Here is a 25,460-nt window from a genome sequence, read left to right as displayed (position 1 = left end):
CCACGCAACAAGAGGGATACCATTTGCCTGAAGCCATCCCTGGCAATCAGGCGGGAAACACTAGAATTTGAAGCGCCCTACCAACCCCTTGAGCTGCCCGGAAATATCGGTCAAGCGCCCCGAGCCGGTCTGCGCCGAGTGGGCGAATTCCTCGACCAGCTGTGCATCGGCATGGATCTGCGCGATGTGCCGGTTGATGTCTTCGGCCACTTGGTGCTGTTCCTCTGCGGCCGTGGCGATCTGGGTGTTCTGGTCGCGGATCGAATCCACTGAGGTGCGGATCTTGTCGAAACTGTCGCGGGCCTGTTGGATGCGTTCCACGCTGGTTTGCGACACCTGGAGGCTGCCCTGCATTTGCAGGGTGACTTCCTGGGTACGTCGGGCGAGGTTGCCCAGCAGGCTGTCGATCTCGCCTGTAGAGTCGGCGGTGCGCCGGGCCAGGGCGCGGACTTCGTCGGCCACCACGGCAAAGCCGCGACCTTGATCACCGGCGCGTGCTGCCTCGATGGCGGCGTTGAGGGCCAGCAGGTTGGTCTGTTCGGCAATCGAGCGAATGGTGTCGAGGATGGTGTTGATGTTCTTGCTGTCCTGTTCCAGCGCTTGCATGGTCTGGGTCGACTTTTGCAGGTCCTCGCTCAGCCTCAGCACACTGCCGGTGGCTTCGCCGATGTGCTGCTGCCCGTCGTGCACGTCGCGGTAGCCTTCGTCCGCACTGGAGGCGGCCTGGCTGCAGGAGCGGGCGACTTCGTTGGCGGTGGCAACCATTTCGTTGAACGCGGTGCTGACCAGCTCCACGGCCTGGCGCTGGCGCCCGGCAGCGTCGTTCATGTTTTGAGCCACGTGGCTGGTATCGGCCGCGGCCGTTTGCAGGTCGGAAGAGGCACTGCCGATACGCTGCATCAGTTGCGCGATCATGCCCAGGAACTGGTTGAACCAGCCCGCCAGAGTGGCCGTTTCGTCCTTGCCTTGCACTGAGAGTTTACGAGTGAGGTCGCCTTCACCTTCGGCGATTTCCTGCAGGCCGTTGGCAACACCGCGAATCGGACGCACGATGACGCTGGCGAAACTGGCACCGACGACTGCGAAGACCGCCGCCAGCGCAGCGGCAATGACGGCGATCAACCAGGTCAGGCTCGAAGCCTCGGCCATCACTTCATCGCGCTTGATCAGGCCGATGAAGCGCCAGCCCAGGCCCTTGGAACTGACGACGTTGGCCATGTAAGGCACACCGTCAATCTCGATCTGGGTCACGCCATCGCTGCTTTTAGCCAGCTCGGCGTAGTTGGGGCCAAGGTCGGCCAACGGCTTGAAGTTGTGCTTGGCATCGGCCGGATCGACCAGGACATTGCCGTTGGCTTCGACCAGCATCAGGTAGCCGCTTTCGCCCAGCTTGATGTTCTTGACCAGCTCGGTCAGTTGCTTGAGCGACACGTCCAGGCCAACGACACCCACTAGCTTGCCGGCGGCGTCTGAAACCGTATGTACGATGCCGATCAGTGACACATCATCTGGTGCCCAATAATAAGCATCTGTGCGAACGGTGGTGCCCGGTGCGGCTATGGCTGCCTTGTACCATGGACGTACCCGTGGGTCGTAATTGGAGATTTTGGGATCGTCAGGCCAGCTGGCATAGCCACCGTCGGCAAGGCCTACGGAAAGGTACGCTGTGGTCGGGTGGCTCTTGGCAAATCTGTCGAAGATATCCAAAAGCTGTTTGTTGTTCTCAGGAAGAGGGATTTGTGCGGCGTCGGCACCGGAATAGTTTTTGAGATCCTTGGCCGCGACGATCCGAGGATCCTTGGCAAAGAATTCCACGTTCTGGCTGATGCCGTCGAAGAACTGTTTCATGCCATTGTCGATCTGGCGGATTTCACGGCCGCTGCTATCCAGGAAGTTGGCTTTTGCGGCGTCGCGCAGGTTCAACACCACGAGCACTGCCACCAGGACAACCGGGAGGCAGGCAATGGCCGCGAACGCCCATGTCAGCTTCTGTTTGATATTCATGACTTCTCCCGCGGAATATTTTAGGTGTTGGAGCGGCGGAAACATTAGCGGTGAGCGTTACGAATTCTGGAAGGGAAGCGCCCATGCCTACCCATAGCATATCGACCAAAGTCCCATGTACTTTAGGCCGATGGGTTGCCACCGGAGATCGATCAGGCTGCCGCGAGGCGATTGCAGACAACCTCGCTAATCTGGAAGATAGTGCCGGCGGCACTGCATCCCACTGGCCTTTTCTAAAGGTGTCGGCGTCAGGTAAGTACTGGTCGTCTTCATGTATCAACGAGGTCCTATGCCAAGCGCATTCGAAAGCGTACTTAAAAACAAGAACATGGCTTATCGACCGCTCGGGTCGGCACCTGCCAACCAGGCGCCGATCCGTGTCGCGTTTGTGTTGATGGATAACTTCTCGATGATGTCCTTCACCGGGGCGGTGGACGCGCTGGTGACCGCCAACCTGATGAGCGACATGCCGCTCTACGAGGTATTGACGGTGGGGGTTTCCGGGGCGCAGGTGACGAGCGACCTGGGAATCGTCATCTCGACTGACATCGAGCTGGCGCAGATGCCGGAGAACCAGGACGTGCTGATCGTCGCCGGTGGCTTTCGTGTGAAGTTGCAGGGCCATCCATTGCTGCGTCGCAAGCTGCGCGCCAATGCAACGTCCGGGGCGATACTGGGCGGGTTGTGGAACGGCGTGTTTTTTGTTGCCGATGCCAACCTGCTCGATGGTTTCGAATGCGCCGTGCATCCGGAAAGCCGCGCCATGATGACGGAGATGTTTCCCCACGTGAAGGTTTCCAGCCGCGCCTACGTGGTTGACCGGGAGCGGGTCAGTTGCGCCGGCGCGAACAGCTCGCTGCGCATGATGCTCCAGTTGATCAGCAAGACGGGAGGGCAGGCGCTGGTGGGGGCGATCGAGGAGATTCTTCGCTGTGATGAATCCGGCGATGATGCTTCGGATTTACCGCCGGTCTTTGTCGAAACGGACCCGACGCTGCCGGAAAGTCTCAAGCTGGCGTTGGAGCTGATGTGGCAAAACGTAGAGGAGCCCTTGACCATCGATGAGCTGGCGGCGTGCGTCAAGATTTCCAAGCGGCAGTTGGAACGACGCTTCTGCAGTTTTCTCGGGGCGACCCCGACGCGCTATTACCTGGAACTGCGCCTGACGCGCGCGCGCCAACTCATCCAGCAAACCAATCGGTCCGTGACAGAAATCGCCGTGGCGACGGGCTTTGTCAGTTCGCCGCACTTCCAACGGCGTTTCCGGGATTTTTTCGGCGTTCCACCGGGCAGTTATCGTTCCAGGCTTGAGCGAAAACAAGCGTTGCGCTAAGGCCTCGATGTAACGCGCTTTTTGCGTAGCCGAGTGGGTTCGATCTCTCGATCAGCTCGCTCGGGACTTCTGGATCATGTACAAAACGATACAGCCCGTGGCACACATCCAAATGATCGACCCGGTGGCGGCCACGATCAATGAGAGGTCTGAGTCTTGCTCGATCATGCTTGGAACGGCGTACGCAAACCAGAGCAGTGAGACAAGAGCGTAGGCCAACAGCGACATCAGGAACTCGAATATCTTTTTTGCGTGCATGAATCTTCCCCACCCGCCAAGACTAGGCAGGTACTTCAGGTAATCGGGTCAGGTTGCCTTTTTCTGTCTATGCAGAAATAAAGGGTCTTGCAGTATTCGCTGGCGAGCCGTCGCAAGGCCTCGCCATCCAATACGAAGACATCCATGTCAGAGCATTTTGCTCTGTAGTGACTTTCGCACGGATGCGAAAGACAACGCCGCAGGCTAGCGGCGTAGGGGTCAAATCTTGTCGTCTGGTTGCGCTTCGGCAGGCAGTTCAGCGGACTGCGAGGCGGTCAAGGTGGAACCGCTGCAGAGTACTTTCCCTACTTCATCAGCCACGGTGCCCTCGACGATTCGCCCCTGCATCTCGTCAAACTGAACGTTTTCCAAGGCCTCGACGCTGTTATACATGCCCATATGACGGACATTACGGTTGGCGCAATCAAGCTCCAATTTTGTATAGCTAGTGAAGTAGGCCCCCGTTCTTCGTATGGTGGCGTGGATCGCAGGACCATGTTCAGCAAACGAGACGATGGCGTATTCTGCCGCCGAATCGTCGTAGTTATATTGGATTTTCTGAACGTCCGCTGTGGCGCAGCACGCTACGAAAAGTACGGCGATCGATATAACCGTTTTCATGCTTTCTTCCATGAAATATCTGAAGCTAAGGGCTGAGATGGCAAATTGAAATCATTTTGCTCGGCTTGTAACAATGAGTCAACAATCCAACGAGGCATCAGGTAACTGCTGGTCAGAAATCCGGATTGCCGGCGGAACTTTATAGACGATTCGGGTTCGCGCGCAAGGCGTGGAAGCGTTATCTGCGACGCCGATGGGCTTCGCCTCACAGAGTGAAGCTTGAATTCGCCGGATTGCCGGGGTTCTTTAGATTTTTTTCACCTGAACTCGCTCATTTCGAGTCTTCTTTCTCCACGAAGATGAAGTCGAGTATCAGCGCAAAAATAATTGCCCCGCCTGAAACCAGGAAAAGCACGGCGTGATGCCCGCCGCTGGCATTGAACAGCGCCGAATAGGCAAACCCGGCCACGGCCTGGAAGGTGGCGAACGATACGGTGGCACGGCTCCAGGCGACTTGTTGACGGTGATGGTCCGGTACCAGTTCATGCACCCGGGCCAGGGCCAAAGGCACAATGCCGGGTGGGAATGAACCGATGATCAGCGCCAGTGACGCCAATGCGATGAAGGTGTGTGAGATCGCCAGCAAGCCAAGGGCAATCGCTTGCACGACCAGGACCAGTCGAATACTCCTGCGCGCCCCGAGATGGTCGGCAAGAAAGCCATAGCTCACCGGCCCGATAATCGCACCGAGGCCATACATCACCCAGACCAGCGCCCCGATATGCGCACCGGCACCGAGACCGCGGGTCACATAATCCACCAGGAAGACCATGGCAGGCACCAGCCCGGCGGCCATGAACGCATATTGAGCGAACAATTGGTACACGGCGCGAGGCGTTGGCTCGTCGGGCTTGGCGTCGCTAGCGTTGGCGGCCACGTGCGGCAGATCCTGCGGCCAACCGAACCAGCTCAGCCCGGTCAGTACCAGCGACAGCGCCCCGAGCCCCAGCCAGGTGGCCTGCAGGCCGAGGCTCAACAGTGGCGGCACGATCGTGCCGGAGCCGGCGATGCCCAGGCCGATACCAAGGAAAATCGCGCCACTGGCCAGCCCTCTACGTGCTGCGGGGACGTGGGGCAGCACGGTTGCCGCCACCAGCACCATGATTGCACCGCCGGCGATCCCCGATAGCAATCGCCAGGCGAAATACCAGGTCACCGACACGGGAAAGGCGCAGGCGAAAAACGCGGCCGTCACGGCGAGCATCATCAGCCGCAAGGCGTTTTTATTCGTCAGCCGGCGGGCCACGGGCCGGCCGAGCAGAGCACCGATCAGGTAGCCGACCAGGTTCGCAGCCCCCAGGTAGACCACGTCATGGGCAGAAAACCACTGCGCCTGGATCAGCGAAGGAATCAGCGGTGTGTAGGCGAAACGCGCCAGGCCGATGCTGACGAGGCTGGCGCAAAGACCCGCAAGGATCGGCAACCAGATGCCGGCACGGGGGGCGTCGAGCGTAGCGGAAGGGTTACTCATGATAGCGATCCTGCGAAAAGGTTTATGGTGCTCAGCATATCGGCTATCGTTGCTGCGTTTGCGCAGCGATTTCGCGGCAATGTGATGCATTTGTGCATCATGTGGGAGGCCAGATGAATTGGGATGATGCACGGGTATTTCTTGCTGTCTGTCGAGCGTCGACCTTGCGCGGCGCCGCGCGGCTACTGGGGGTGGATCAGGCGACCGTGGGGCGGCGTATCAACGCACTGGAGAAATCCCTGAGCGCCGCGTTGTTCCTGCGTACCTCCGACGGTTATGCACTGACGGCGGTGGGCGAAGCGGCGCTCAAGGCGGTGGAGAAAATGGAGCATTCGGCGCTGGAGCTGGAGCGACGGATACAGGGCCTGGATGAGCGCCTGATCGGCAACGTGCGTGTGGCTACCACCGATTCGCTGGCAATCGACTTTCTGATTCCGGCCATTGCCAGCCTGCATGCACGCCACCCTGACGTGCGGGTGCAATTGGACGCCTCCACGCAGATCCTCAGCCTGGTCAAGCGTGAAGCGGACATCGCCGTGCGCAACACCCGGCCAGACAATCCCGACCTGATCGCCCGGCGGATTGCGCGCTGGCCGGTGGGCCTGTTCGCCTCCCAGGCCTATGTCGATACCCATGACGTACCGTCGCCTGGCAGCGCATTCGAAGGCCATGACCTGGTGGTCTACCAGCCCTATTTGCAGGGCAACAAGGACTTTACCCTGGTCTCGGAACCGATCAGCCGCGGGCGGATCGTCGCCAGCTTGAGTTCGAGCCTGTTAGTGCGTCGCTCAATTGCCGCGGGCATTGGGGTGGGGGAGATTCCAGTGTATATGGGGGAGCGGGACGGGTTGGTGCGGTTGTGGCCGGAGCGCACGCGCCCGCTGCCCTATGAGGTATGGCTGGTCACCCACGCGGACCTGCGCCATACCGCGCGGGTGCGGGCGGTGATTGATGAGATTGTCGAGGTGTTTGCGCTGGAGAATGAGTAAAGCGGTCACAGGATCCAATGTGGGAGCGAGCTTGCTCGCGATCGCGTCAGTCCTGCCAGCATCAACGCTGGCTGGTACTGCGCTATCGCGAGCAAGCTCGCTCCCACAGGTGCTCACAGGCACCCCTGTCATGGCATCTGCGGCAGTTCCTGCGGCCGCAGATCAAACACCAGCACCTCGGCATCCTGGCCGTTGCTCAACGTCAGTGCCTGTTCCTGGCGCACTCGCACACCGTCACCTTCCTGTAGCGGCACACCGTTAAGCTCGACACTGCCCCGGGCCACATGGACGTAGGCATAGCGATCGGCTGGCAGCGCCAGGGTGGCGCTTTCCTGGCCGTTGAACAGCCCGGCGTAGACCCTTGCGTCCTGGCGCACCTGGAGCGAACCGTCGGCACCGTCCGGGGAAATGATCAATTGCAGGCGACCGCGTTTTTGTTCGGCGCTGAAGTGTTCCTGTTGATAGCGCGGTGTGGCGCCACTGACGTTGGGCACGATCCAGATTTGCAGGAAATGCACCAACTCGTCGGCACTGTGGTTGAACTCACTGTGGGCCACACCGCTGCCAGCGCTCATCAATTGCACGTCGCCCGGACGAATGACCGAGCCCGTACCCAGGGTGTCCTTGTGTTCCAGCGCACCTTCGAGCACATAGGAGAAAATCTCCATGTCCCGATGGGGATGTTGGCCGAAGCCCTTGGCGGCGGCGACCCGGTCGTCATTGATGACCAGCAGGTCGGAGAAGCCTTGTTCATTGACGTTGCGGTAGCTGGCAAAAGAAAAGGTGTGGAACGAGGTCAGCCAGCCGTGACGGGCGATGCCGCGGTCCGAAGCTTTGCGAAGGGTCAGCATGGTAGTTCTCCTGGTTCAGTGGGCGATGGCTGTGGCCGTTCGCCGGGTTCAGAAGAAGGTTAATGGTTATCGAACTATTCAATAAGCAGGTGGAAAACGAAATACTGTCCGTTTTGAGTGGACAATGCTCAAATGTCACCAGCAGTCGCTTCGCTTCGCCATAATGCTGAGGCTTTGACTCAAGCCTGTCAGCCAAACGATGAACTGTGTGGGAGCGAGCTTGCTCGCGATGGCGTAGTGTCAATCTACATCGATTCAGCTGGACGGACGCTATCGCGAGCAAGCTCGCTCCCACAGGGGAAATCTACGGTCTGCACATTTATTGATTGGCGGGCGTTAGGCTTCGCTGCGTTCCCCTGGATTTTTTTGGCGTATCCCCAATGAAAACCGTTGCAATGGTGCTGTTCCCGGATTTCTTGCTGCTCGACATGGCCGGGCCTTTGGAAGTGTTTTCCATCGCCAATCGCTATCTCGATCCGGATCACCGTTATCAATTACTGACCCTGGGCACCGAGCGCGGTGCATTAAGGGCTTCCAACGGCGTGACGGTGCAGGCCGACATTCATATCGACCAGGCTTGGGCGGCCTATGACGTGTTGCTGGTCCCGGGCGGGCCGGGGGCCTATAACAACCAGCATCCGGGCTTGCATACCTGGCTGCGGGCAGCGGCGCAACGGGCCACGCGCTACGGGTCCATTTGCACCGGGGCCTTTGTGCTCGGCGAGGCTGGATTACTCGACGGTTACCGCGTCACCACCCACTGGCATTACACCGAACGCCTGATCCGGCGTTTTCCCAAGGCAATGGTGGAAACCGACAAGATCTTCCTGCAGGACCGTCGCTTGATCACTTCCGGCGGCGTCACCGCCGGGATCGACCTGGCGCTGTCCATCGTCGCGCAAGACCACGGTCGCAAAGTCGCGTTGGATGTGGCCAAGGTTCTGCTGGTCGTGATGAAACGCCAGGGCGGGCAGGCGCAGTTCAGTCCCCTGGTAGCGGCGGTGGCGACGCAGGAATCGGCCATTACCCGGGTGCAGAATCATGTGATGGAGCGCCTGGAAGAACCCTTCACCATCGAGCGCATGGCCGCTTTGGCCGCCATGAGCTCGCGGCATTTCGCCCGGGTCTTCGCCCGTGAGGTGAAGATGACGCCCATGGAGTTCCTGCAGGGCGCGCGCATCGATCGCGCTCGTCAGTTGCTGGAAACCACTGACCTGCCGCTCAAGACCGTGGCGTTTCGCAGTGGCTTCGGCAGCGTGCGGCACATGCGTTATCTGTTCAGTGAAAAGCTCGGCCTGACCCCGGTGCAATATCGCCAGCAGTTCAGTTGATCCATCGGTGTCCGTCCAGGGCACCGTGATGTCCGTGGTGCTCCCTGTGCCAGCATTGTCCTGAGACCTGTGCCTGCCAAGATAACGGCGAACCCTTTGGAAAGGATGCGCAGGAGCCAGGGCAGACGCGTTCGATGATCCGTAACGCCATGCCCGCCCCGGTTACCCGGCGCTGGATCGCCCATGAACAGTTTCGTCAAACCCGATACCGAGCCGGCGGTGGGCTTCGGTCCGTTTGCCTTTTATCGACAGCAGCGCCTGGTCACTTGTGACGGCAAACCCTTGGCGCTGGGCGGACGTGCCCTGGACATTCTTCAGGTGCTGGTCGAGCACGCCGGCACATTTGTCAGCAAGCAAGCGCTTATCGCGCGCGTCTGGCCCGACAGCGTCGTGGAAGAAATCAACCTGCGGGTGCACATCGCGGCGCTGCGGCGGGCCTTCGGCGATGGGCGGGACGGCGTTCGCTATATCCTCAATCATCCCCGGCAAGGTTATTGCCTTGCCGCCCCGGTGATTCTGGAAGCGAATGTCGAGCGGCATGTCAACCGATGGCCCGAGCGACACAACTTGCCCGCCCGCCTGAGCCCAGTGATCGGTCGCGACAAAGTGCTGGGCCAGTTACTGGCCGAAGTGCCCCGCCAGCCGCTGACCACCGTGACCGGCCCGGGCGGTGTCGGCAAGACCACCGTGGTGTTGCGGGTGGCGGAACTGATGCTGGAGTATTTTGACGACGGTGCCTGGTTCGTTGACCTGTCCGTCATTAGCGATTCTTCGCAGGTGCCAGCGCAGGTCGCCCGCACGCTCGGTTTGGAAGGCGGGGAGTTGAACCAGCAACTGGCATCCCGTCGAATGTTGCTGGTGCTCGATGGTTTCGAATATTTGATCGAGGGCTGCCGGGAACTGGTTCAGGCACTGCGCTCGGCCCCTGGCGTGTCGCTGTTGTTGAGCAGTCGCGAACCTCTGGGTATTCCGGATGAGAGCGTTGTGCGGTTGCAGGGATTGGCGGTGGCGTCGGCCCTTGAACCTGAACATCAGATATTGGCGTGCCCGGCTGTGCAGTTGTTGATCGAGCGGGTCGGCGCCCGGCAGCAAGGCTTCAAACCGGCAGGGCGCGACGTGCAGACCCTCGCTCAGGTCTGCCAACGCCTGGACGGTTTGCCATTGGCGTTGGAGTTGGCGGCGGTCCAGGTCGATGCTTTGGGGGTGGCGGGAGTGCTGGAGCAGTTGGATTATGGCCTGTCTTTCCTGAGCCATGGACGACGCACGGCGGTGATCCACCATCAAAGCCTGGAGGCTGTGCTGGATTGGAGTTTCGAGCGCTTGAGCGCTGACGAGCAAGTGGTGTTCCAGCGCCTGGCGGTGTTCGAGACACCCTTTACCCTGCGGGCGGCGATGGCGGTGATCAGTTGTGCCGAGCTGAGCGTCGGTCAATTGCCCTGGCTGCTGTCGCGGTTGGTGAGCCAGTCGCTGCTGATGGTCGAGCAATGCGCCGACGGGGTTCGTTTTCACTTGCTCCACACCACCCGCGCCTATGCCCTGGAAAAGCTGCGGTGCAGTGGTCAGTGGCAGGCGCTCCATCGGCGTTATGTGCTGCAAGAGGCTTGGGGGCCGCGCCGGTCAATGCCCGAGCCGTTGACTCAGCGTCTGGAGCAGCGCGTCGGCTCCCTGTAGGTCGGGAGTGTCGAAGCCTTCGGTGAAGCGTCGATAGACCGGCTCGAGCAGATCCTGCGCGGCGAGCGTCTGCCCCCGGCGTTGCCATAGTCGGGCCAGGGACATGGCGCTGCGCAGTTCCCAGGCCAGGGCGTTATGGCGCCGGGCCACGGCCAGTGCCTGCAGTAGTTGATCTTCGGCGCGGCCCTCAAGGGACGGATCGTCCTGTGCCAGCCAGGTTTCGGCGCCGGCCCGCAGGATTTCCGCTGCACACCAGCCTGCAGCACCGCTGTGGGCGCGTTCGATTTGCGCCGGGCTGACGAGGTCGGCCCGCAGCGTGACCACGATATCGCGGATCAGCCCGGTGCCCGTCGGACTCGCTTCCAGAGTTTCACCGGCGAAGGCGCAGTCGTAGTGACAGGCCCAGTCATGGAACAACATCACCGAATGTTTTCTGGCCTGTTGCTTGAGCAGATCGAGCCTTTCCCGGGCGGTTGAATGATCGCCGTTGTAGCGGGCGATCACGCAACCGGTCATCGCCAGGGTGTAGCAGATCGAAATGCCGTGGTTGATCTGCAGGGCGATCTGCAACGCCAGGTTGGCGGTGCGCCGGGCTTTCTCGGCATAGCCTTGCAGCCAGAGGATGCGCGCCAGAATCGTCAGTGCGGCCACGCTCTGATCGTATTGCACGCCAAAGCCATGGCTGAACCGGCTGAGATGGCCGCTCTGGGCCAGGCGCTGGATCACCTGTTCGGCATCGCGCCGCGCCGCGCGCTGGTCGCCGGTGAAATGCAGCGCCAGCACCCGCAAGCGTTGGGCGCTCAAGGAGAGGTTCGGGTCGCCATGCAGGCCGAGCCGGTCGAAGTCCTGGCTTTGTTCCAGCGCCTGCTGGTAATTGCCGCGACTGAGGTTGACGGTCATGTGCCCCGATACCGCCCGCAGTTCTCCCGCCAGGTCCTGGCATTGTTGCGCCAACCGCCGGGCCGTGACGAAAGAGCGGACGGTGGCCGGTGTGCCACCTTCGGTGTGGTAATTGAAACTGGCGTGGGCCAGTTCCAGGGCGAGGGTCAACCTTGGGCACGGCGAGGGGCTGGCCTGGAGTAATTTCAGTGCTTTGCTGACGTAAAGGCCGTGCTCCTTGAGCAACGACAGTTCCTGCCAGAGGGGCAGGGTGCGGGCAGTCAGGCGGATTGCCACGGCGTGGGAGCCCTGGGGGCCCAAGCCCCGGTCAAGCGCTGCACGGATGTCGTCGCGGTAGGCGGCGTAGCGGGCGATCCACAGCCGAGTGGGGGTGTTTTCCCAGTCGCTTTGGGCTTGCTCCATCAACGTCAGGCAACGCTCGGCGTGGCGCGCCTGGCTGGCCGCCAGTTCTCCCGCTTCGGCGAGTTTCTCCAAGGCGTAGCTGCGGGTGGTGTCGAGCAGGCGATAGCGCACCTCTTCATCGCCGATTTCTACGTTGAGCAAGGATTTGGCGACCAACTGGCTGACGGACACCAGTACCTGATCGGGCGCGACATGTTGGCCGACGATCACCGCCGCTGCCGAGGCCAGGTTGAAACTGCCCATGAACACCGCCAGGCGCTGCAGGCAGATCTGCTCGCAAGGGGTGAGCAGCGCGAAGCTCCAATCCAGCGTGGCGCGCAGGGTTTGCTGACGCGGTGCGGCGTCGACGTCATTGTGCAGCAGGGCGACGCTGCCTTGCAGTTGTCTGCGAAGTTCCTCCAGCCCGAAGCGGCCGACTTGCGCCGCAGCCAGTTCGATGGCCAGGGGAATGCCGTCCAGCCGTTGGCAGATGTCGACCACCAACGGTACCTCGTGGTCGGTCAACTCGAAGTCGTCATGGCTGGCCATCGCCCGTTCGGCGAACAGCTGCAACGCCGGATACTCCACGGCGGGATAACCTTTGATGGACATCTCCCGTGGCGGGTACGCCAGGGCATCCAGGCGCTGCACATGTTCACCTTCGGCCCGCAGGCTTTCGCGACTGGTGGCCAGCACGTGCAAATGCGGGGCGCCGCGCAGCAGGGTTTCACAAAGCAGGGCGATGGCGTCGATCAGGTGCTCGCAGTTGTCGATCACCAGCAACAGATGCCGCTCCTTGAGCTGGCGGGCGATGCTGTCCAGCGGTTCGTCGTCATGCAGTGGCAGGTCCAGCAGCGCACACAGGTTGGGGGCGATCATGGCTGGATCGTTGAGCGCTGCCAGGTCCAGCAGATAAGTACCGTCGCGATAGTGGCCGAGCAACTGTTCGGCGACGCGCAGGGCAACGGTGGTCTTGCCGATGCCTCCGGTCCCCACCAGCGTGATGAAACGTTTTCGCGGTAACTGGGCCACCAGCACGTCTATCAGGGCCTGGCGCCCGATCATTCGTGTGCGGCGCAGGGGCAGGTTGCGGGCCAATGACGGATGGGGGATGCGCGCCAGTTGCTCGAGGGGTTCGAGCGACAGCGGTGCGACAAAGCTGTAGCCGCGCTGGGCCACGGTGACGATGTAGCGCTGGCCCGCCTGACCATCGCCGAGGGCCTTGCGCAACGCTGCGACGTGCACTCGTAGGTTGGTGTCTTCCACGACGCTCGTGGGCCAGACGCGGGCGATCAGTTGCTGTTTGCTCACCACCTGCCCGGCGTGTTCGAGCAACACGAGCAGGATTTCCACCGCCCGCCGTCCCAGGCGCAACGGTTGCCCACCCTCCAGCACCAGGCGCTGGCGAGGATGGACCCGGTAAGGGCCGAAATGCACGGTCTGTTCGACGGGCAGGTTGAGGTAATGGCTCATGTCGCTCTCAATGTCCGGGTCCCGGTGCAGAGTTTTACCCGAGCATATTCCTCAGGTTTTGCGTCAAACGCAACGGTGAGGAGCCCTCACGCCTCTCTGGCAGACACCGCGCTTCTGTGGCGAGGGGGATTAATCTGTGGCGAGGGGATCTATCCCCGTTGGGCTGCGCAGCGGCCCAAAAGCCTAATGGACTGACACACCAAGAGGTCCGTCCTGGGACTGCTTCGCCGTCCGGCGGGGATAAATCCCCGCGCCACAAAAGCAGTCTTCATCCGGGGGATTAACACGCCCGTCCCGAAAAAATTAACAACGTTTAACTCACGCAGACGCTCCCCGTGGCTGGACCATGAAGCCATTCACCCACCTCAAGGAGTCATGTCATGAGCACCTTCATCACCCGCGACGGCACCGAGATTTACTACAAGGATTGGGGCAGTGGTCAACCGGTGGTCTTCAGCCACGGCTGGCCGTTGAACTCGGACAGTTGGGAGGCGCAGATGATGTTCCTGGCGTCCAACGGCTACCGGGTGATCGCTCATGACCGCCGTGGGCACGGGCGTTCCAGCCAGCCCTGGGACGGCAACGACATGGACACTTACGCCGATGACCTGGCCGAGCTGATCGAACGCCTGGAACTCAAGAATGCGGTGCTGCTCGGCTTCTCCACCGGCGGCGGTGAAGTGGCGCGCTACATCGGTCGTCATGGCTCCGCACGTGTCGCCAAGCTCGGCCTGATCTCGGCGGTCACGCCGCTGATGCTCAAGACCCCGGCCAACCCTGGCGGCTTGCCTATCGAGGTGTTCGACGGTTTCCGCCAAGCCTCCCTGGCCGACCGTTCTCAGCTATACAAAGATGTGGCCAGCGCGTTTTTCGGCGCCAATCGGCCGGGGGCCAAGGTCTCCCAAGGCATGATCGACTGGTTCTGGATGCAGGGCATGCTCGCCGGCCACAAGAACACTTACGACTGCATCAAGGCGTTCTCGGAGACTGATCTTTCCGAAGACCTGCGCAACATCGACGTGCCGACCCTGGTGGTGCATGGCGATGACGACCAGGTGGTCCCCATCGAAACCGCCGGCATCGCCGCCGCCAAATTGCTGAAGAACGCGCAATTGCTGGTCTACCCGGGCGCGCCCCACGGCCTGACCGACACCCACAAGGATCGCTTGAACGCGGACCTGCTGGCGTTCATCCAGGGTTGACCAAGCACTAACCTGTGGGAGCGAGCTTGCTCGCGAAGAGGCCGGTACAGCAAACATCAAATGCAAGCTGAGCCACCGTATTCGTCGGAACACCGCCCGGAGCAGGTTCGCTCCCACAGGATCGATAGGACTCACCCCCATGAACCGCAACGACTTACGCCGTCTCGACATGAACCTGCTGGTGATCTTCGAGGCATTGATGTTCGAGAAAAACCTGACCCGCGTCGCCGAAAAGCTGTTCATGGGCCAGCCGGCGGTGAGCGCGGCGCTAGGGCGGTTGCGGGATCTGTTCGATGATCCGCTGCTGATCCGTCATGGTCGCGGCATGGAACCGACTCCGCGAGCGCTGGCGATCCTGCAGGAGCTGCAACCGGCCATGGACACGATTTCCAGCGCGGTCAGCCGAGCCAAGGCGTTTGATCCGTCGACCAGCTGCGACGTGTTCCGCATCGGTCTGTCCGACGATGCCGAGTTCGGCTTGTTTCCACCATTGCTGAGCCAACTGCGTGAAGAAGCGCCGGGCATTATCGTCGTGGTGCGCCGGGCCAATTTCCTGCTGATGTCTTCGCTGCTGGCCAGCGGTGAAATCAGCGTCGGGGTCAGTTACACCACCGACCTGCCGGCCAATGCCAAGCGCAAGAAACTGCGAGACATCCCCTGCAAGGTCCTGCGTGGCGACAAGCGTCCGGGGCCACTGACCCTGGACGAATACTGCGCGCGGCCCCATGCCATGGTCTCGTTCTCGGGCGACCTGAGCGGCAACATCGACTTGGACCTGGCCCGCATCGGTCGGGCCCGCAAAGTGGTACTGGCGGTGCCGCAATTCAGTGGGCTGCGAGCCTTGCTGGCCGGCACCGAGCTGATCGCCACCGTCCCCGACTACGCCGCCTGCGCGTTAGTGGAAGGCTGCGCGCTGCGGGCCGAGGATCCGCCGTTCGAGATCAACGCGGCCGAGTTGTCGATGGTCTGGAGCGGCGTGCATGACAACGACCCGGCCGAGCGCTGGCTGCGCTCGCGTATTGCCACCCACATGTCCCAACCGTTGCCGGCCGCCGCCTCGGCGGACCCGGTCGGAGTTCACCGATGAATATCTCTGACGAACGTTCCCTGCAGGATCTGGGCTTGCTGTTCCTGCGCCTGAGTGGCGCGCTGTTTTTGCTCTGGGTCCATGGGCTGCCGAAGCTGTTGCATTACAGCGTTGAGCTGACCCGTATCGAAGACCCGTTTCACTTGGGCGCGGCACCGACCTTGATCCTGGCGATTTTCGCTGAGGTGCTGTGCCCGCTGCTGATCATGGCTGGTGTCCTGGTACGCCTGGCCTGCTTGCCTATCCTGTTTCTGTTGACGGTTGCGCTACTGGTGGTGCACCCGCAGTGGAGCCTGGAAGAAGGGCAGTTCGGCTGGTTGCTGCTGATTGTATTTACCAGCGTATTCATTGCCGGGCCTGGACGCCTGGCGATGAGCACGCGTTTTGCTGGAGTGTTACGTCATGTCTGAATCTCAAGCCATCGAATCAACCGCGAGCCCGGCCAAGCCTGGCTTTGACGAAATCGTCACCCTGGTGGTCAAGCACCGGATCAAGGCCGGCCAGGATGCGGCTTATGAAGCCTGGTTGCGCCGTATCGTCAGCGTGGCCGGCCAATGGCCGGGCCACCTGGGGGTGGATGTGGTGCGGGGCAAGCAGGGCGGGTTGTCGCTGTTTACCTGCGTGCTGCGGTTCTGCTCCACCGAGGCCATGCAGCGCTGGCTGGATTCGCCCGAACGTCGCGAACTGGTGGAGGAAGCCACGCCCTTGCTGGCCGACGGCGATCAGACCGAAGTCGCGCAGCACAAGGAGTTCTGGTTCGCTCCGTTGGCCGATGCGGCCACACCGCCGCCGCGCTGGAAGCAGGCTGTGGTGACGTTGCTGGTGATCCTGCCCCATACCTTGCTGGTACCGCTGATCTGGGGGCCATTGCTGCAACTCAACGCCTTTCTGTCCAACTATGTGGTGGCGACGTTCCTGATCACCCTGACCATCGTGCTCTCGGTGGTGTACGTGTGCATGCCGCTGGCGACCCGTTTGTTCGCTCCATGGCTTGAGGCCTCCAAAGCCCACGAACATTTGGAACCCGGCCATGGCCAATAAGGACGACCCAACCGATCCGCTGCGTCGCCAATTGCTCGCCGCCGGGTCCTTGCTCAGCGCTGCGGCGGCTTTCTGGCCGCGGCTGTCCCTTGCCTCTACTCATCCAGAAGGAAATCCGATGAACGCCGATCTGATTCTGTTCAATGGCCAGTTCCATACCGTCGACCGTGAAAAACCCCGTGCCAGCGCGGTAGCCATCAGCCAGGGACGCTTCGTCGCCGTGGGCACCGACGCCGAGGCCATGGCCCTGCGCGGCAGCGGCACCCAAGTCATCGACCTCAAGGGCCGCACCGTCATCCCTGGGCTCAACGACTCGCACTTGCACCTGATCCGTGGTGGCCTGAATTACAACCTGGAACTGCGTTGGGAAGGTGTACCGTCCCTGGCCGATGCCTTGCGCATGCTCAAGGACCAGGCCGATCGCACACCAACGCCACAATGGGTGCGCGTGGTGGGCGGTTGGAACGAATTCCAGTTTGCCGAAAAACGTATGCCGACCCTGGAAGAACTCAACCAGGCCGCTCCCGACACCCCTGTGTTCGTCTTGCACCTGTATGACCGCGCCTTGCTCAACCGCGCCGCGCTGCGGGTGGCCGGCTACACCCGTGACACGCCGAACCCGCCGGGCGGCGAGATTGTGCGCGACAGCAAAGGCGAACCCACCGGCATGCTGGTGGCGCGGCCTAACGCGATGATCCTTTACTCGACGTTGGCCAAGGGGCCGAAGTTGCCGTTGGAATACCAGGTCAACTCCACGCGCCAGTTCATGCGTGAACTCAATCGCCTGGGCCTGACCAGTGCCATCGATGCCGGCGGCGGTTTCCAGAACTACCCGGACGATTACGCGGTGATCGAGCAGTTGGCGCGCGAACAGCAATTGACGGTGCGCATCGCCTACAACCTGTTCACCCAGAAGCCCAAGGAAGAGCTCAGCGACTTCAAGAATTGGACCGGCAGCGTCAAGTTGCACCAGGGTGATGATTTCCTGCGGCATAACGGCGCCGGTGAGATGCTGGTGTTCTCGGCGGCGGATTTCGAGGATTTCCTCGAACCGCGTCCGGACCTGCCGCCGGGCATGGAGCAGGATCTGGAGCCGGTGGTCCGGCACCTGGTGGAGCAGCGCTGGCCATTCCGCCTGCATGCCACTTATGACGAGTCCATTAGTCGCATGCTCGATGTGTTCGAGAAGGTCAACCGCGACATCCCGTTCAACGGCCTGCCGTGGTTCTTCGACCACGCCGAGACCATCACGCCGAAGAACATCGAGCGCGTGCGGGCGCTGGGCGGCGGTATCGCGATCCAGGATCGCATGGCCTTCCAGGGTGAATACTTCGTCGACCGCTACGGCGCCAAGGCCGCCGAAGCCACGCCGCCGATCAAGCGCATGCTGGCCGAAGGCGTGCCGGTGGGCGCTGGTACCGACGCTACCCGGGTGTCGAGCTATAACCCCTGGACCTCACTGTACTGGATGGTCAGCGGCCGCACCGTCGGCGGCCTCTCGTTGCACGAAGAGGGCCTGCCGCGCCTGACCGCGCTGGAACTGTTCACCCATGGCAGCGCCTGGTTCTCTTCGGAGCAGGGCAAGAAAGGCCAGATCAAGGTCGGCCAACTGGCGGACCTGGCAGCCCTGAGCGCGGACTTCTTCAGCGTCGAGGAAGAAGCCATCAAGTGGATCGAGTCAGTGTTGACGGTGGTCGACGGCAAGGTGGTGTACGCCGCCGGCGACTTCGAAAAGCTTGGCCCGGCCAGCGTACCGGTGCTGCCGGACTGGTCGCCGGTGGTCAAGGTTCCGGGCCATTGGCGCCCGACTTCACCGTTGCAGGCGCAGGTTCACCAGTGCAGTGGTCCGTGCACGGTTCACTCCCACAGCCATGAACGGGCGCGGCTGTCGAACGTGCCGGTCAGCGATTTCCAAGGCTTCTGGGGCGCGTTTGGCTGCTCCTGCTTTGCCTTCTGACTGAGCACAAACACCTATCCCTTGTGGGAGTGAGCTTACTCGCGATAGCGGAGTGTCAGGCGACGACGATGTTGAATGGTTCGCCGCCATCGCGAGCAAGCTCGCTCCCACAGGTTCCACACGATCCATCCCCAAAGGAGTCATCCCATGAGCAACGTTCCCGCCTACAACCGCCTGAACAAAGACGACGCGGTCGTCCTGCTGGTCGATCACCAGACTGGCCTGATTTCCCTGGTCCAGGACTTCTCGCCGAACGAGTTCAAGAACAACGTGCTGGCCCTGGCTGACCTGGCGAAGTTCTTCGACCTGCCGACCATCCTGACCACCAGCTTCGAAAAAGGCCCTAACGGTCCGATCGTGCCGGAGCTCAAGGAAATGTTTCCAGACGCGCCGTACATCCCACGTCCAGGCCAGATCAATGCCTGGGATAACGAAGACTTCGTCAAGGCAATCAAGGCCACCGGCCGCAAGCAACTGATCATTGCCGGCGTGGTCACCGATGTCTGCGTGGCATTCCCGACCCTGTCGGCACTGGCTGAAGGTTTCGACGTATTCGTCGTCACCGACGCCTCGGGGACGTTCAACGAAACCGTGCAACAGGCCGCCTGGGTACGCATGACCGCTGCCGGCGCACAGATGATGAACTGGTTCTCGGTGGCCTGTGAACTGCACCGCGACTGGCGCAACGACATCGAAGGCCTGGGCAACCTGTTGTCCCAACGCATTCCGAACTACCGCAACCTGATGAACAGCTACTCGGCGCTGACGGCCAAGTAAGCTTGAAGGTTGCTGCTGGATGGCGCCCGCCTTGTGCGGGCGTTTTTGTGCCTGGCAGCAATTTTTCGGCAAAGCTGATCCGCTGTCATCGCGAGCCTGCTTGCAATGATGGCAGCACATGCGACACCTTCCCAATCAATCTCGCCCCGACCACAATGGCCAACAGAACATCCTGACTGTCCACCCTGGAATGACAATGAACCCCTTCGAAGAAATGCGCATTTTTGCCCAGGTCATGGAGTCGGGCAGTTTCACCGCCGCAGCGGATAAGCTGGGGCTGTCCAAGCAGTTCGTCAGCCGCAAGCTCATGGAGCTGGAGCAGCGCCTGGGCGTGCGCCTGCTCAATCGCTCGACGCGGCGGTTGGATGTCACGCCCCTGGGCCAGCGCTATTACGAAGCGGCGCTGCGGCTGCTCAGCGAAGTCGAGCAGGTGGAACAGGGCATCAGCGGCCAGACCAACGAGCCCCGCGGCACCATTCGCCTCAGCGCGCCACTGTCCTTCGCCGTGGCGCACTTGGGTAGCTTGTTGCCGCTGTTTCTGCAGCGCTATCAAGGTGTCAGCGTCGAGGTGGACCTGAGCGACCGCTCGGTGGATCTGCTGGGGGAGGGCTACGACTTGGCACTGCGCATCGGCGTGCTGGAGGATTCGACGCTGATTGCCCGACGCATCGCGACCATCGAGCGGGTGTACTGCGCCAGCCCCGTTTACCTGGCGCAAAAAGGCACACCTGTGCGACCTGAGGACCTGCGCACTCATGACTGCCTGCCCTATGGGCATAGTCGGCAAGTACAGTGGCGATTCGGTGGGGTGGGCAAACCGTTGACCTTGGAGGTCGCCGGACGCATGCGCGCCAATAACGGTGACTTGCTCAGGGATGCGGCCATTGCCGGCATGGGCATTACTTATCTGCCGACTTTCATTTTGGGCGATGCCCTGAAGGATGGGCGACTGGTCAAGGTGTTGGCGGGCTTCGAGACCGAGCCGTTGACGCTGTCGGCGGTGTATCCCCAGCATCGGCAAAGTGCACGCCCGGTGCAGGCGTTGGTGGAGTTCTTGCGCGAACAGATGCAATAAGACCCGCAACGCATTCAGCCGTCACATGACGGCTGAAGCATCCGTGGCGCTGGATCAGGCCGCGAGGTTGGCGCTTCCCAGTTCTTTTTTGTACTGCGCTTTCATGGTTTCCATCTCTTCACCCAAAGCGTCGAGCTTGGCTTTGCCCAGCAGTTTTTTCGCTTGGGGGAACATCTCCTTCTCTTCTTCTTCGATGTGATGCTCAAGCAGTTCCTTGACCACTTTCACGCGACCGGCAAATTCCGGTTGGGTCGGATCGGTGGTTTTCAAGTCGGGTAGCACCAGCGAGTCGACGGTGCGGTGTTCTTCCTTGGCCTCGTAATACATTTCGGCCTCGTCCTTGCCGCCTGCTTGCTTGAACGCCGGGTACAGAATCTCTTCTTCCAGACGGGTGTGGATGGAAATTTCCATTTCCAGTTTGGCCAACAGATCGGTGCGCTTCTTGACGGCGCGATCAGTGGACTCGCTCAGTTGGGTGAGAATGGCTTTGACGCGTTCATGGTCGGCTTTCAACAGGTCGATGGCGTTCATAAGTAGCTCCTGGCAATTCACGGATGCGGGCCAGCTTCAAGCGCCGACGCCGCGTAAGAGGTAAATTGCATCAGCCGTGCCAGCCAGCTCATATTAAAAAGCTGTTTAAAAACAGAGGGTTGTGTTTGTCGCTGTTTTTGGGGTCGTGCAAGCTGCAAGAGGGTGGGGAAAACGCCTTGCACTTTGCGCTATGGCTAAACGCTTGTGATCAGTTGCCGGACCCGCGCGGCTATCGCCAGGCAAGAGGTCAGCCCCGGCGATTCAATCCCGAACAGGTTGATCAACCCGGGAACCTGATGTTCGGCTGGGCTACTGATGAGAAAGTCACGGGCAGGTTCGCCGGGGCCGGAGATTTTCGGGCGCAAGCCGCTGTAGCCCGGTTGCAGGCTCTGGTCCGGCAGGCCCGGCCAGTAATTGCGGATCGCCGGGTAGAAGATCTCGGCCCGCGCCGGGTCGACTCGGTAGTCTTCGTGCTCGACCCATTCGACGTCAGGACCGAAGCGCGCCTGGCCCCCCAGGTCCAGGGTCATGTGGATACCCAGGCCAGCCGCTTGCGGCGCGGGGTAGACCAGGTGCCGGAAGGGCGCGCGGCCAGTCAAGCTGAAGTAGCTGCCCTTGCACAAATACTCGCGCGGCACCGACTGCGGCGCCAGGCCTTCGATGCGGCGGGCGAGGGCCGGGGCGTGGAGGCCGGCGGCGTTGATCAGTCGTTGGCAGGACAAACTCATCTGTGCCGTGCCACCCAGCTCCAGCACGAAGCCATCGACGGTAACGCGGGCCTTTAGCAGCGGTGTGTGGAACGCGACGCTCGCACCGGCCGCTTCGGCATCGCCCTGCAAGGCCAGCATCAGTGCGTGGGAGTCGACGATACCGGTGGAAGGCGAATACAGCGCACCGACACACGCCAGGGCCGGCTCCAGGTCCAACGCCTGTCGTTGATCGAGCAGGCGCAGGTCGTCCACGCCGTTCATCAAGCCCCGTTCGAGCAATGCCTCAAGCCCGGCCATTTGCGCCCGATCCTTGGCGACGATCAACTTGCCGAGCCGTTGAGTCTCGACCCCATGGCTCTGGCAATAGTCGTACAGCTTGTGCCGGCCTTCGACGCATAGCTGCGCCTTGAGGCTGCCCGGTGGGTAATAGATGCCGGCATGGATGACCTCGGAATTGCGCGAACTGGTGCCGATGCCGATGGCTTCACCGGCTTCGATCAGCAGCACTTCGTGTCCGGCCTGCGCCATTTCCCGGGCTATGGCGAGCCCGACGACCCCAGCGCCTACGACGACGCACTCGATATCGACACTCAACGTTGTTCCTCCTTCAGGGCTGCAGTTGGCGGGTTCAGGATAGCCCGCGCTTGGGAAGTGGGTGTAGCGTGGGTGTGATGTTCCTGCCACTGCCTGAGAAACCGGCAGGCATAAAAAAAGCCCGTATCTGGCGATACGGGCTTTTCCGATGGCTACAGCGTTGAGGCGATCAGCCTGTCAGGCCTGCCTGCTGAACCAGAGTCAGCAACGGCTGCGGGTACACACCGAGGAAGAACGCCAACACGGCGATGGCCAGAAGCATCACGCCGCCTGCCTTTTGTTCCCAGTGCAACTCAGCATCGTGGCGACGCAGGTTCGGTTCCATCAGGTAGAGAGTGACCATGACGCGCAGGTAGTAGAACACGCCGATGGCACTGCCCAGCACCAGGGAACCGACCAGCCACCATTGGTGGGCCTCGACGCCGGTGGCGATGATGTAGAACTTGCCGATGAAGCCCGCGGTCAGCGGGATGCCGGCCAGGGACAGCATCATCACGGTCAGCACGGCGGTCAGGTACGGCCGGCGCCAGAACAGGCCGCGGTATTCGTACAGCGCGTCGGCGTCGCGGCCGTTGTATGGCGAGGACATCAGGGTGATCACGCCGAACGCGCCGAGGCTGGTGATCACGTAGGTGACCAGGTACACGCCGATGGCTTCCACGGCCAGGCCCTTGCTGGCGATCAGGGCGATCAGCAGGTAACCGAAGTGGGCGATGGACGAGTAACCCAGCAGACGCTTGAGGTTGCTCTGGGTCAGAGCCAGCAGGTTACCGAACAGGATCGACGCGATGGCGATGATGGTCAGTACATTGCTCAGCACACCGCTGCTGGCCACTGGCGAGATCTGGAACAGACGCACCATCACCGCGAACACCGCCACTTTCGACGCGGTGGCCAGGAACGCCGCCACCGGCGCCGGGGCGCCTTCGTAGACGTCCGGGGTCCAGAGGTGGAAAGGCACCAGCGACAGCTTGAACGCCAGGCCGATCAACATCATGCCCAGGCCCAATTGCGCAATCGGGCTAGGCAGGCCGGTGGCCGCCAGGGCCTGGCCGATGCCGACGAAGCTCAAGGTGCCGGCTTCGGCGTAGAGCAGGGCCATACCGAACAACAGGAACGCCGAACCGGCGGCCGACAGCACCATGTACTTGATGCCGGCTTCCAGGGAGCGCTTGTTGAAGAAGGCGTAGGCCACCAGGCCGTAGACCGGCACCGACAGCAGTTCCAGGCCGATGAACAGGCTGGCCAGGTGCTGCGCGCTGACCAGAACCAGGCCACCGGCGGCGGCCATCAGGATCAGCAGGTACAGTTCTTCGCGGTTGCCTGGGTAACCCGAGCCGCCATCGCCGAGGTAGGCGTGGGCGAGGGTGACACAGGCCAGGGTGGCGACCAGGATCAGCGCCATGTACAGGCAGGCGAAGCTGTCGATCTGCAACAGCGGCGTGACCGCCAGTGGTGCGACTTTCAGGGCCGGCAGGATCGATAGCAGGGCCAGGTTCAGCCCCGCCACCGACAGCAGGAAGGTCTGTGAGTGATTGCGGCGCCAGGCGATTGCCAGCATCACCACGATGATCGTGGCGCTGGTGATCAACAGCGGCGCAAGCGCGATAAAGTGTTGAATCGTGAATTCCATAGCGCTCTTACCGGGCCGAAGCGAGTTGAGAGAAGGCGGTGCCGAGCCACTGCTGCACGCCATGCATCGTGGCGGCAGAGGTGTCGAGGAACGGCTGCGGGGAAACGCCGAGGTAAACCAGCAGTACCGCAAGGCCGAGCACCATGATCAGTTCGCGACCGTCCATGCCGCGCAGCACTTCGTCCGACTTGGACGGGCCGAAGTAGGCGCGGTGGATCATGATCAACGAGTAGACCGAACCGAACACCAGGCCAGACGTCGCGATGGCGGTGATCCATGGCGCACTGACGAAGGTGCCGATCAGGATCAGGAACTCGCCGACGAAGTTGCCGGTGCCCGGCAGGCCCAGGGACGCGGCCGCGAAGAACAGGCTGATGGCCGGCAGGTAAGCGATACGCGACCAGATGCCGCCCATCTCACGCATGTCCCGGGTGTGCAGGCGCTCGTACAACTGGCCGCTGAGGATAAACAGTGCCGCCGCCGACAGGCCGTGGGCGAGCATCTGGATCACCGCGCCTTGCAGGGCGAGCTGGCTGCCGGAGTAGATACCGATCAGCACGAAGCCCATGTGCGAGACGCTGGAGAACGCGATCAGGCGCTTGATGTCGGTCTGGGCGAACGCCAGGAACGCACCGTAGAAAATCCCGATCAGGCCCAGGGTCATCGCAATTGGCGCGAACTCTGCCGAGGCATTGGGGAACAGCGGCAGGGCAAAGCGCAGCAGGCCGTAGGCCGCGGTCTTGAGCAAGATACCCGCCAGGTCCACGGAACCTGCGGTCGGTGCCTGGGCGTGGGCATCCGGCAGCCAGGAGTGGAATGGCACCACTGGCAGCTTCACCGCGAAGGCGATGAAGAAGCCCAGCATCAGCACGTACTCGGTGGTCTTGGACATCTGCACTTTCAACAGGTCGGCGTAGTTGAAGGTAATCACACCGGTGTTGTTGAAGTTGACCAGCACCAGGCCAAGGATCGCCACCAACATGATCAGGCCGGAAGCCTGGGTGAAGATGAAGAACTTGGTCGCCGCGTAGATCCGGGTTTTCTTGCCGTCCGAAGAACTGTGACCCCAGAGCGCGATGAGGAAGTACATCGGCACCAGCATCATTTCCCAGAAGAAGAAGAACATGAACAGGTCCAGCGCCAGGAACACGCCGATCACGCCGCCCAGGATCCACATCAGGTTCAGGTGGAAGAAGCCGACGTGACGCTGAATCTCTTTCCAGGAGCACAGGACCGAGAGGATACCCAGCAGGCCGGTCAGCAGGATCATCAGCAGCGACAGGCCGTCGAGGGCCAGGTGCACGCTGATGCCGAAGCGCGCGATCCAGGCGTGCTTGAATTCAAGCGCCCAGGTCGGATCGGCGCCAGGGGCCGGAGCGAATGAATAGTCGCCGGTCGCCCACAGCCAGAGGCCGAGCGCGAGTTCCAGGGACATGGTCAGCAGCGCAATCCAGCGCGGGAGCGTGGAGCTGGAGCGCTCCGCGATCCAGCACAGCAGGCCGCCGATGAAGGGGATCAGGATTAGCCAGGGCAGAATCATGACGGGCTCGTTTCCTTTCGCAAGTTCGCA

Annotated in this window: 20 protein-coding genes; 11 read left to right on the top strand and 9 right to left on the bottom strand. The window is 61.6% G+C overall.

Going from position 1 to position 25,460, the window contains the following annotated elements:
• Positions 1-60 precede the first annotated feature (60 nt).
• Positions 61-2,004 carry a methyl-accepting chemotaxis protein gene (locus SGN16_RS18675; protein ID WP_335944344.1) on the bottom strand — a complete coding sequence of 648 codons (1,944 nt, stop codon included), beginning with the start codon at positions 2,002-2,004 and terminating at the stop codon, positions 61-63.
• Between the two features lie 289 nt (positions 2,005-2,293).
• Between SGN16_RS18675 and SGN16_RS18670 the strand changes: the two genes are divergently transcribed.
• A complete protein-coding gene (locus tag SGN16_RS18670) occupies positions 2,294-3,337 on the top strand; it encodes a GlxA family transcriptional regulator (RefSeq protein ID WP_210639453.1) in 1,044 nt (347 codons plus the stop codon).
• 477 nt (positions 3,338-3,814) lie between these two features.
• Here the strand turns inward: SGN16_RS18670 and SGN16_RS18665 are convergent, their stop codons facing one another.
• Both SGN16_RS18665 and SGN16_RS18660 read right to left on the bottom strand, forming a co-directional pair.
• The gene (locus tag SGN16_RS18665) at positions 3,815-4,216 is read right to left on the bottom strand and encodes a hypothetical protein (protein ID WP_335944343.1); all 402 of its coding nucleotides are present in this window, start codon (positions 4,214-4,216) and stop codon (positions 3,815-3,817) included.
• A gap of 271 nt (positions 4,217-4,487) precedes the next feature.
• Positions 4,488-5,687: a YbfB/YjiJ family MFS transporter gene (locus tag SGN16_RS18660; protein WP_335944342.1), complete on the bottom strand. Its 1,200-nt coding sequence runs from the start codon at positions 5,685-5,687 to the stop codon at positions 4,488-4,490.
• A 113-nt stretch (positions 5,688-5,800) separates the two neighbouring features.
• Between SGN16_RS18660 and SGN16_RS18655 the strand changes: the two genes are divergently transcribed.
• Positions 5,801-6,676 (top strand): LysR family transcriptional regulator, encoded by an 876-nt coding sequence (locus SGN16_RS18655; RefSeq protein WP_210639450.1) that lies wholly within the window; start codon positions 5,801-5,803, stop codon positions 6,674-6,676.
• A 128-nt stretch (positions 6,677-6,804) separates the two neighbouring features.
• On the opposite strand, the gene SGN16_RS18650 is transcribed toward SGN16_RS18655, so the two are convergent.
• Complete coding sequence (locus SGN16_RS18650; RefSeq protein WP_210639449.1) at positions 6,805-7,527, bottom strand: pirin family protein; 723 nt, start codon at positions 7,525-7,527, stop codon at positions 6,805-6,807.
• Positions 7,528-7,907: 380 nt separating this feature from the next.
• Here SGN16_RS18650 and SGN16_RS18645 point away from each other — a divergent pair, with 380 nt between their 5' ends.
• On the top strand, positions 7,908-8,858 hold the full coding sequence (locus tag SGN16_RS18645; RefSeq protein ID WP_210639448.1) for a GlxA family transcriptional regulator: 951 nt from the start codon (positions 7,908-7,910) through the stop codon (positions 8,856-8,858).
• Between the two features lie 183 nt (positions 8,859-9,041).
• Entirely contained in the window at positions 9,042-10,529 is a 1,488-nt protein-coding gene (locus SGN16_RS18640) for a winged helix-turn-helix domain-containing protein (RefSeq protein ID WP_335944341.1), read from the top strand.
• On the opposite strand, the gene SGN16_RS18635 is transcribed toward SGN16_RS18640, so the two are convergent.
• Complete coding sequence (locus tag SGN16_RS18635) at positions 10,476-13,283, bottom strand: winged helix-turn-helix domain-containing protein (protein ID WP_335944340.1); 2,808 nt, start codon at positions 13,281-13,283, stop codon at positions 10,476-10,478. The two genes, SGN16_RS18640 and SGN16_RS18635, sit on opposite strands and share 54 nt — an antisense overlap.
• A gap of 380 nt (positions 13,284-13,663) precedes the next feature.
• Here SGN16_RS18635 and SGN16_RS18630 point away from each other — a divergent pair, with 380 nt between their 5' ends.
• The 7 genes from SGN16_RS18630 (at position 13,664) to SGN16_RS18600 (ending at position 20,422) form a co-directional block, all read left to right on the top strand.
• Positions 13,664-14,485: an alpha/beta hydrolase gene (locus SGN16_RS18630; RefSeq protein WP_210639445.1), complete on the top strand. Its 822-nt coding sequence runs from the start codon at positions 13,664-13,666 to the stop codon at positions 14,483-14,485.
• A gap of 139 nt (positions 14,486-14,624) precedes the next feature.
• Complete coding sequence (locus SGN16_RS18625) at positions 14,625-15,572, top strand: LysR family transcriptional regulator (protein WP_210639444.1); 948 nt, start codon at positions 14,625-14,627, stop codon at positions 15,570-15,572.
• Positions 15,569-15,982, top strand: a complete 414-nt coding sequence (locus SGN16_RS18620; RefSeq protein WP_335944339.1) for a DoxX family protein — start codon at positions 15,569-15,571, stop codon at positions 15,980-15,982. The genes SGN16_RS18625 and SGN16_RS18620 overlap by 4 nt, the downstream gene beginning before the upstream one ends.
• Positions 15,975-16,613, top strand: coding sequence for an antibiotic biosynthesis monooxygenase (locus tag SGN16_RS18615; protein ID WP_210639442.1), 639 nt, complete (start codon positions 15,975-15,977; stop codon positions 16,611-16,613). Before SGN16_RS18620 ends, SGN16_RS18615 begins: the two co-directional genes overlap by 8 nt.
• A 118-nt stretch (positions 16,614-16,731) precedes the next feature.
• Complete coding sequence (locus SGN16_RS18610; RefSeq protein WP_003203401.1) at positions 16,732-18,570, top strand: amidohydrolase; 1,839 nt, start codon at positions 16,732-16,734, stop codon at positions 18,568-18,570.
• A gap of 147 nt (positions 18,571-18,717) precedes the next feature.
• On the top strand, positions 18,718-19,347 hold the full coding sequence (ycaC, locus tag SGN16_RS18605) for an isochorismate family cysteine hydrolase YcaC (protein ID WP_335944338.1): 630 nt from the start codon (positions 18,718-18,720) through the stop codon (positions 19,345-19,347).
• 196 nt (positions 19,348-19,543) lie between these two features.
• The gene (locus SGN16_RS18600) at positions 19,544-20,422 is read left to right on the top strand and encodes a LysR family transcriptional regulator (protein ID WP_210639440.1); all 879 of its coding nucleotides are present in this window, start codon (positions 19,544-19,546) and stop codon (positions 20,420-20,422) included.
• A gap of 54 nt (positions 20,423-20,476) precedes the next feature.
• On the opposite strand, the gene SGN16_RS18595 is transcribed toward SGN16_RS18600, so the two are convergent.
• The 4 genes from SGN16_RS18595 to nuoM all read right to left on the bottom strand — a co-directional run bounded on the left by SGN16_RS18595 (position 20,477) and on the right by nuoM (position 25,430).
• A complete protein-coding gene (locus tag SGN16_RS18595; protein ID WP_210639439.1) occupies positions 20,477-20,953 on the bottom strand; it encodes a hemerythrin domain-containing protein in 477 nt (158 codons plus the stop codon).
• A 194-nt stretch (positions 20,954-21,147) separates the two neighbouring features.
• Positions 21,148-22,257, bottom strand: a complete 1,110-nt coding sequence (locus tag SGN16_RS18590; protein WP_210639438.1) for an NAD(P)/FAD-dependent oxidoreductase — start codon at positions 22,255-22,257, stop codon at positions 21,148-21,150.
• A 169-nt stretch (positions 22,258-22,426) separates the two neighbouring features.
• A complete protein-coding gene (gene nuoN, locus SGN16_RS18585) occupies positions 22,427-23,890 on the bottom strand; it encodes an NADH-quinone oxidoreductase subunit NuoN (RefSeq protein WP_025212979.1) in 1,464 nt (487 codons plus the stop codon).
• A gap of 7 nt (positions 23,891-23,897) precedes the next feature.
• Positions 23,898-25,430, bottom strand: a complete 1,533-nt coding sequence (nuoM, locus tag SGN16_RS18580) for an NADH-quinone oxidoreductase subunit M (RefSeq protein WP_210639437.1) — start codon at positions 25,428-25,430, stop codon at positions 23,898-23,900.
• Between the last annotated feature and the right edge of the window lie 30 nt (positions 25,431-25,460).

It is taken from the genome of Pseudomonas sp. G166 (genome assembly GCF_037027455.2).
Classification (GTDB): Bacteria; Pseudomonadota; Gammaproteobacteria; order Pseudomonadales; family Pseudomonadaceae; genus Aquipseudomonas.
Note: the sequence above shows the minus strand (reverse complement) of the source record. Positions and strands in the feature narration are given on the sequence as shown.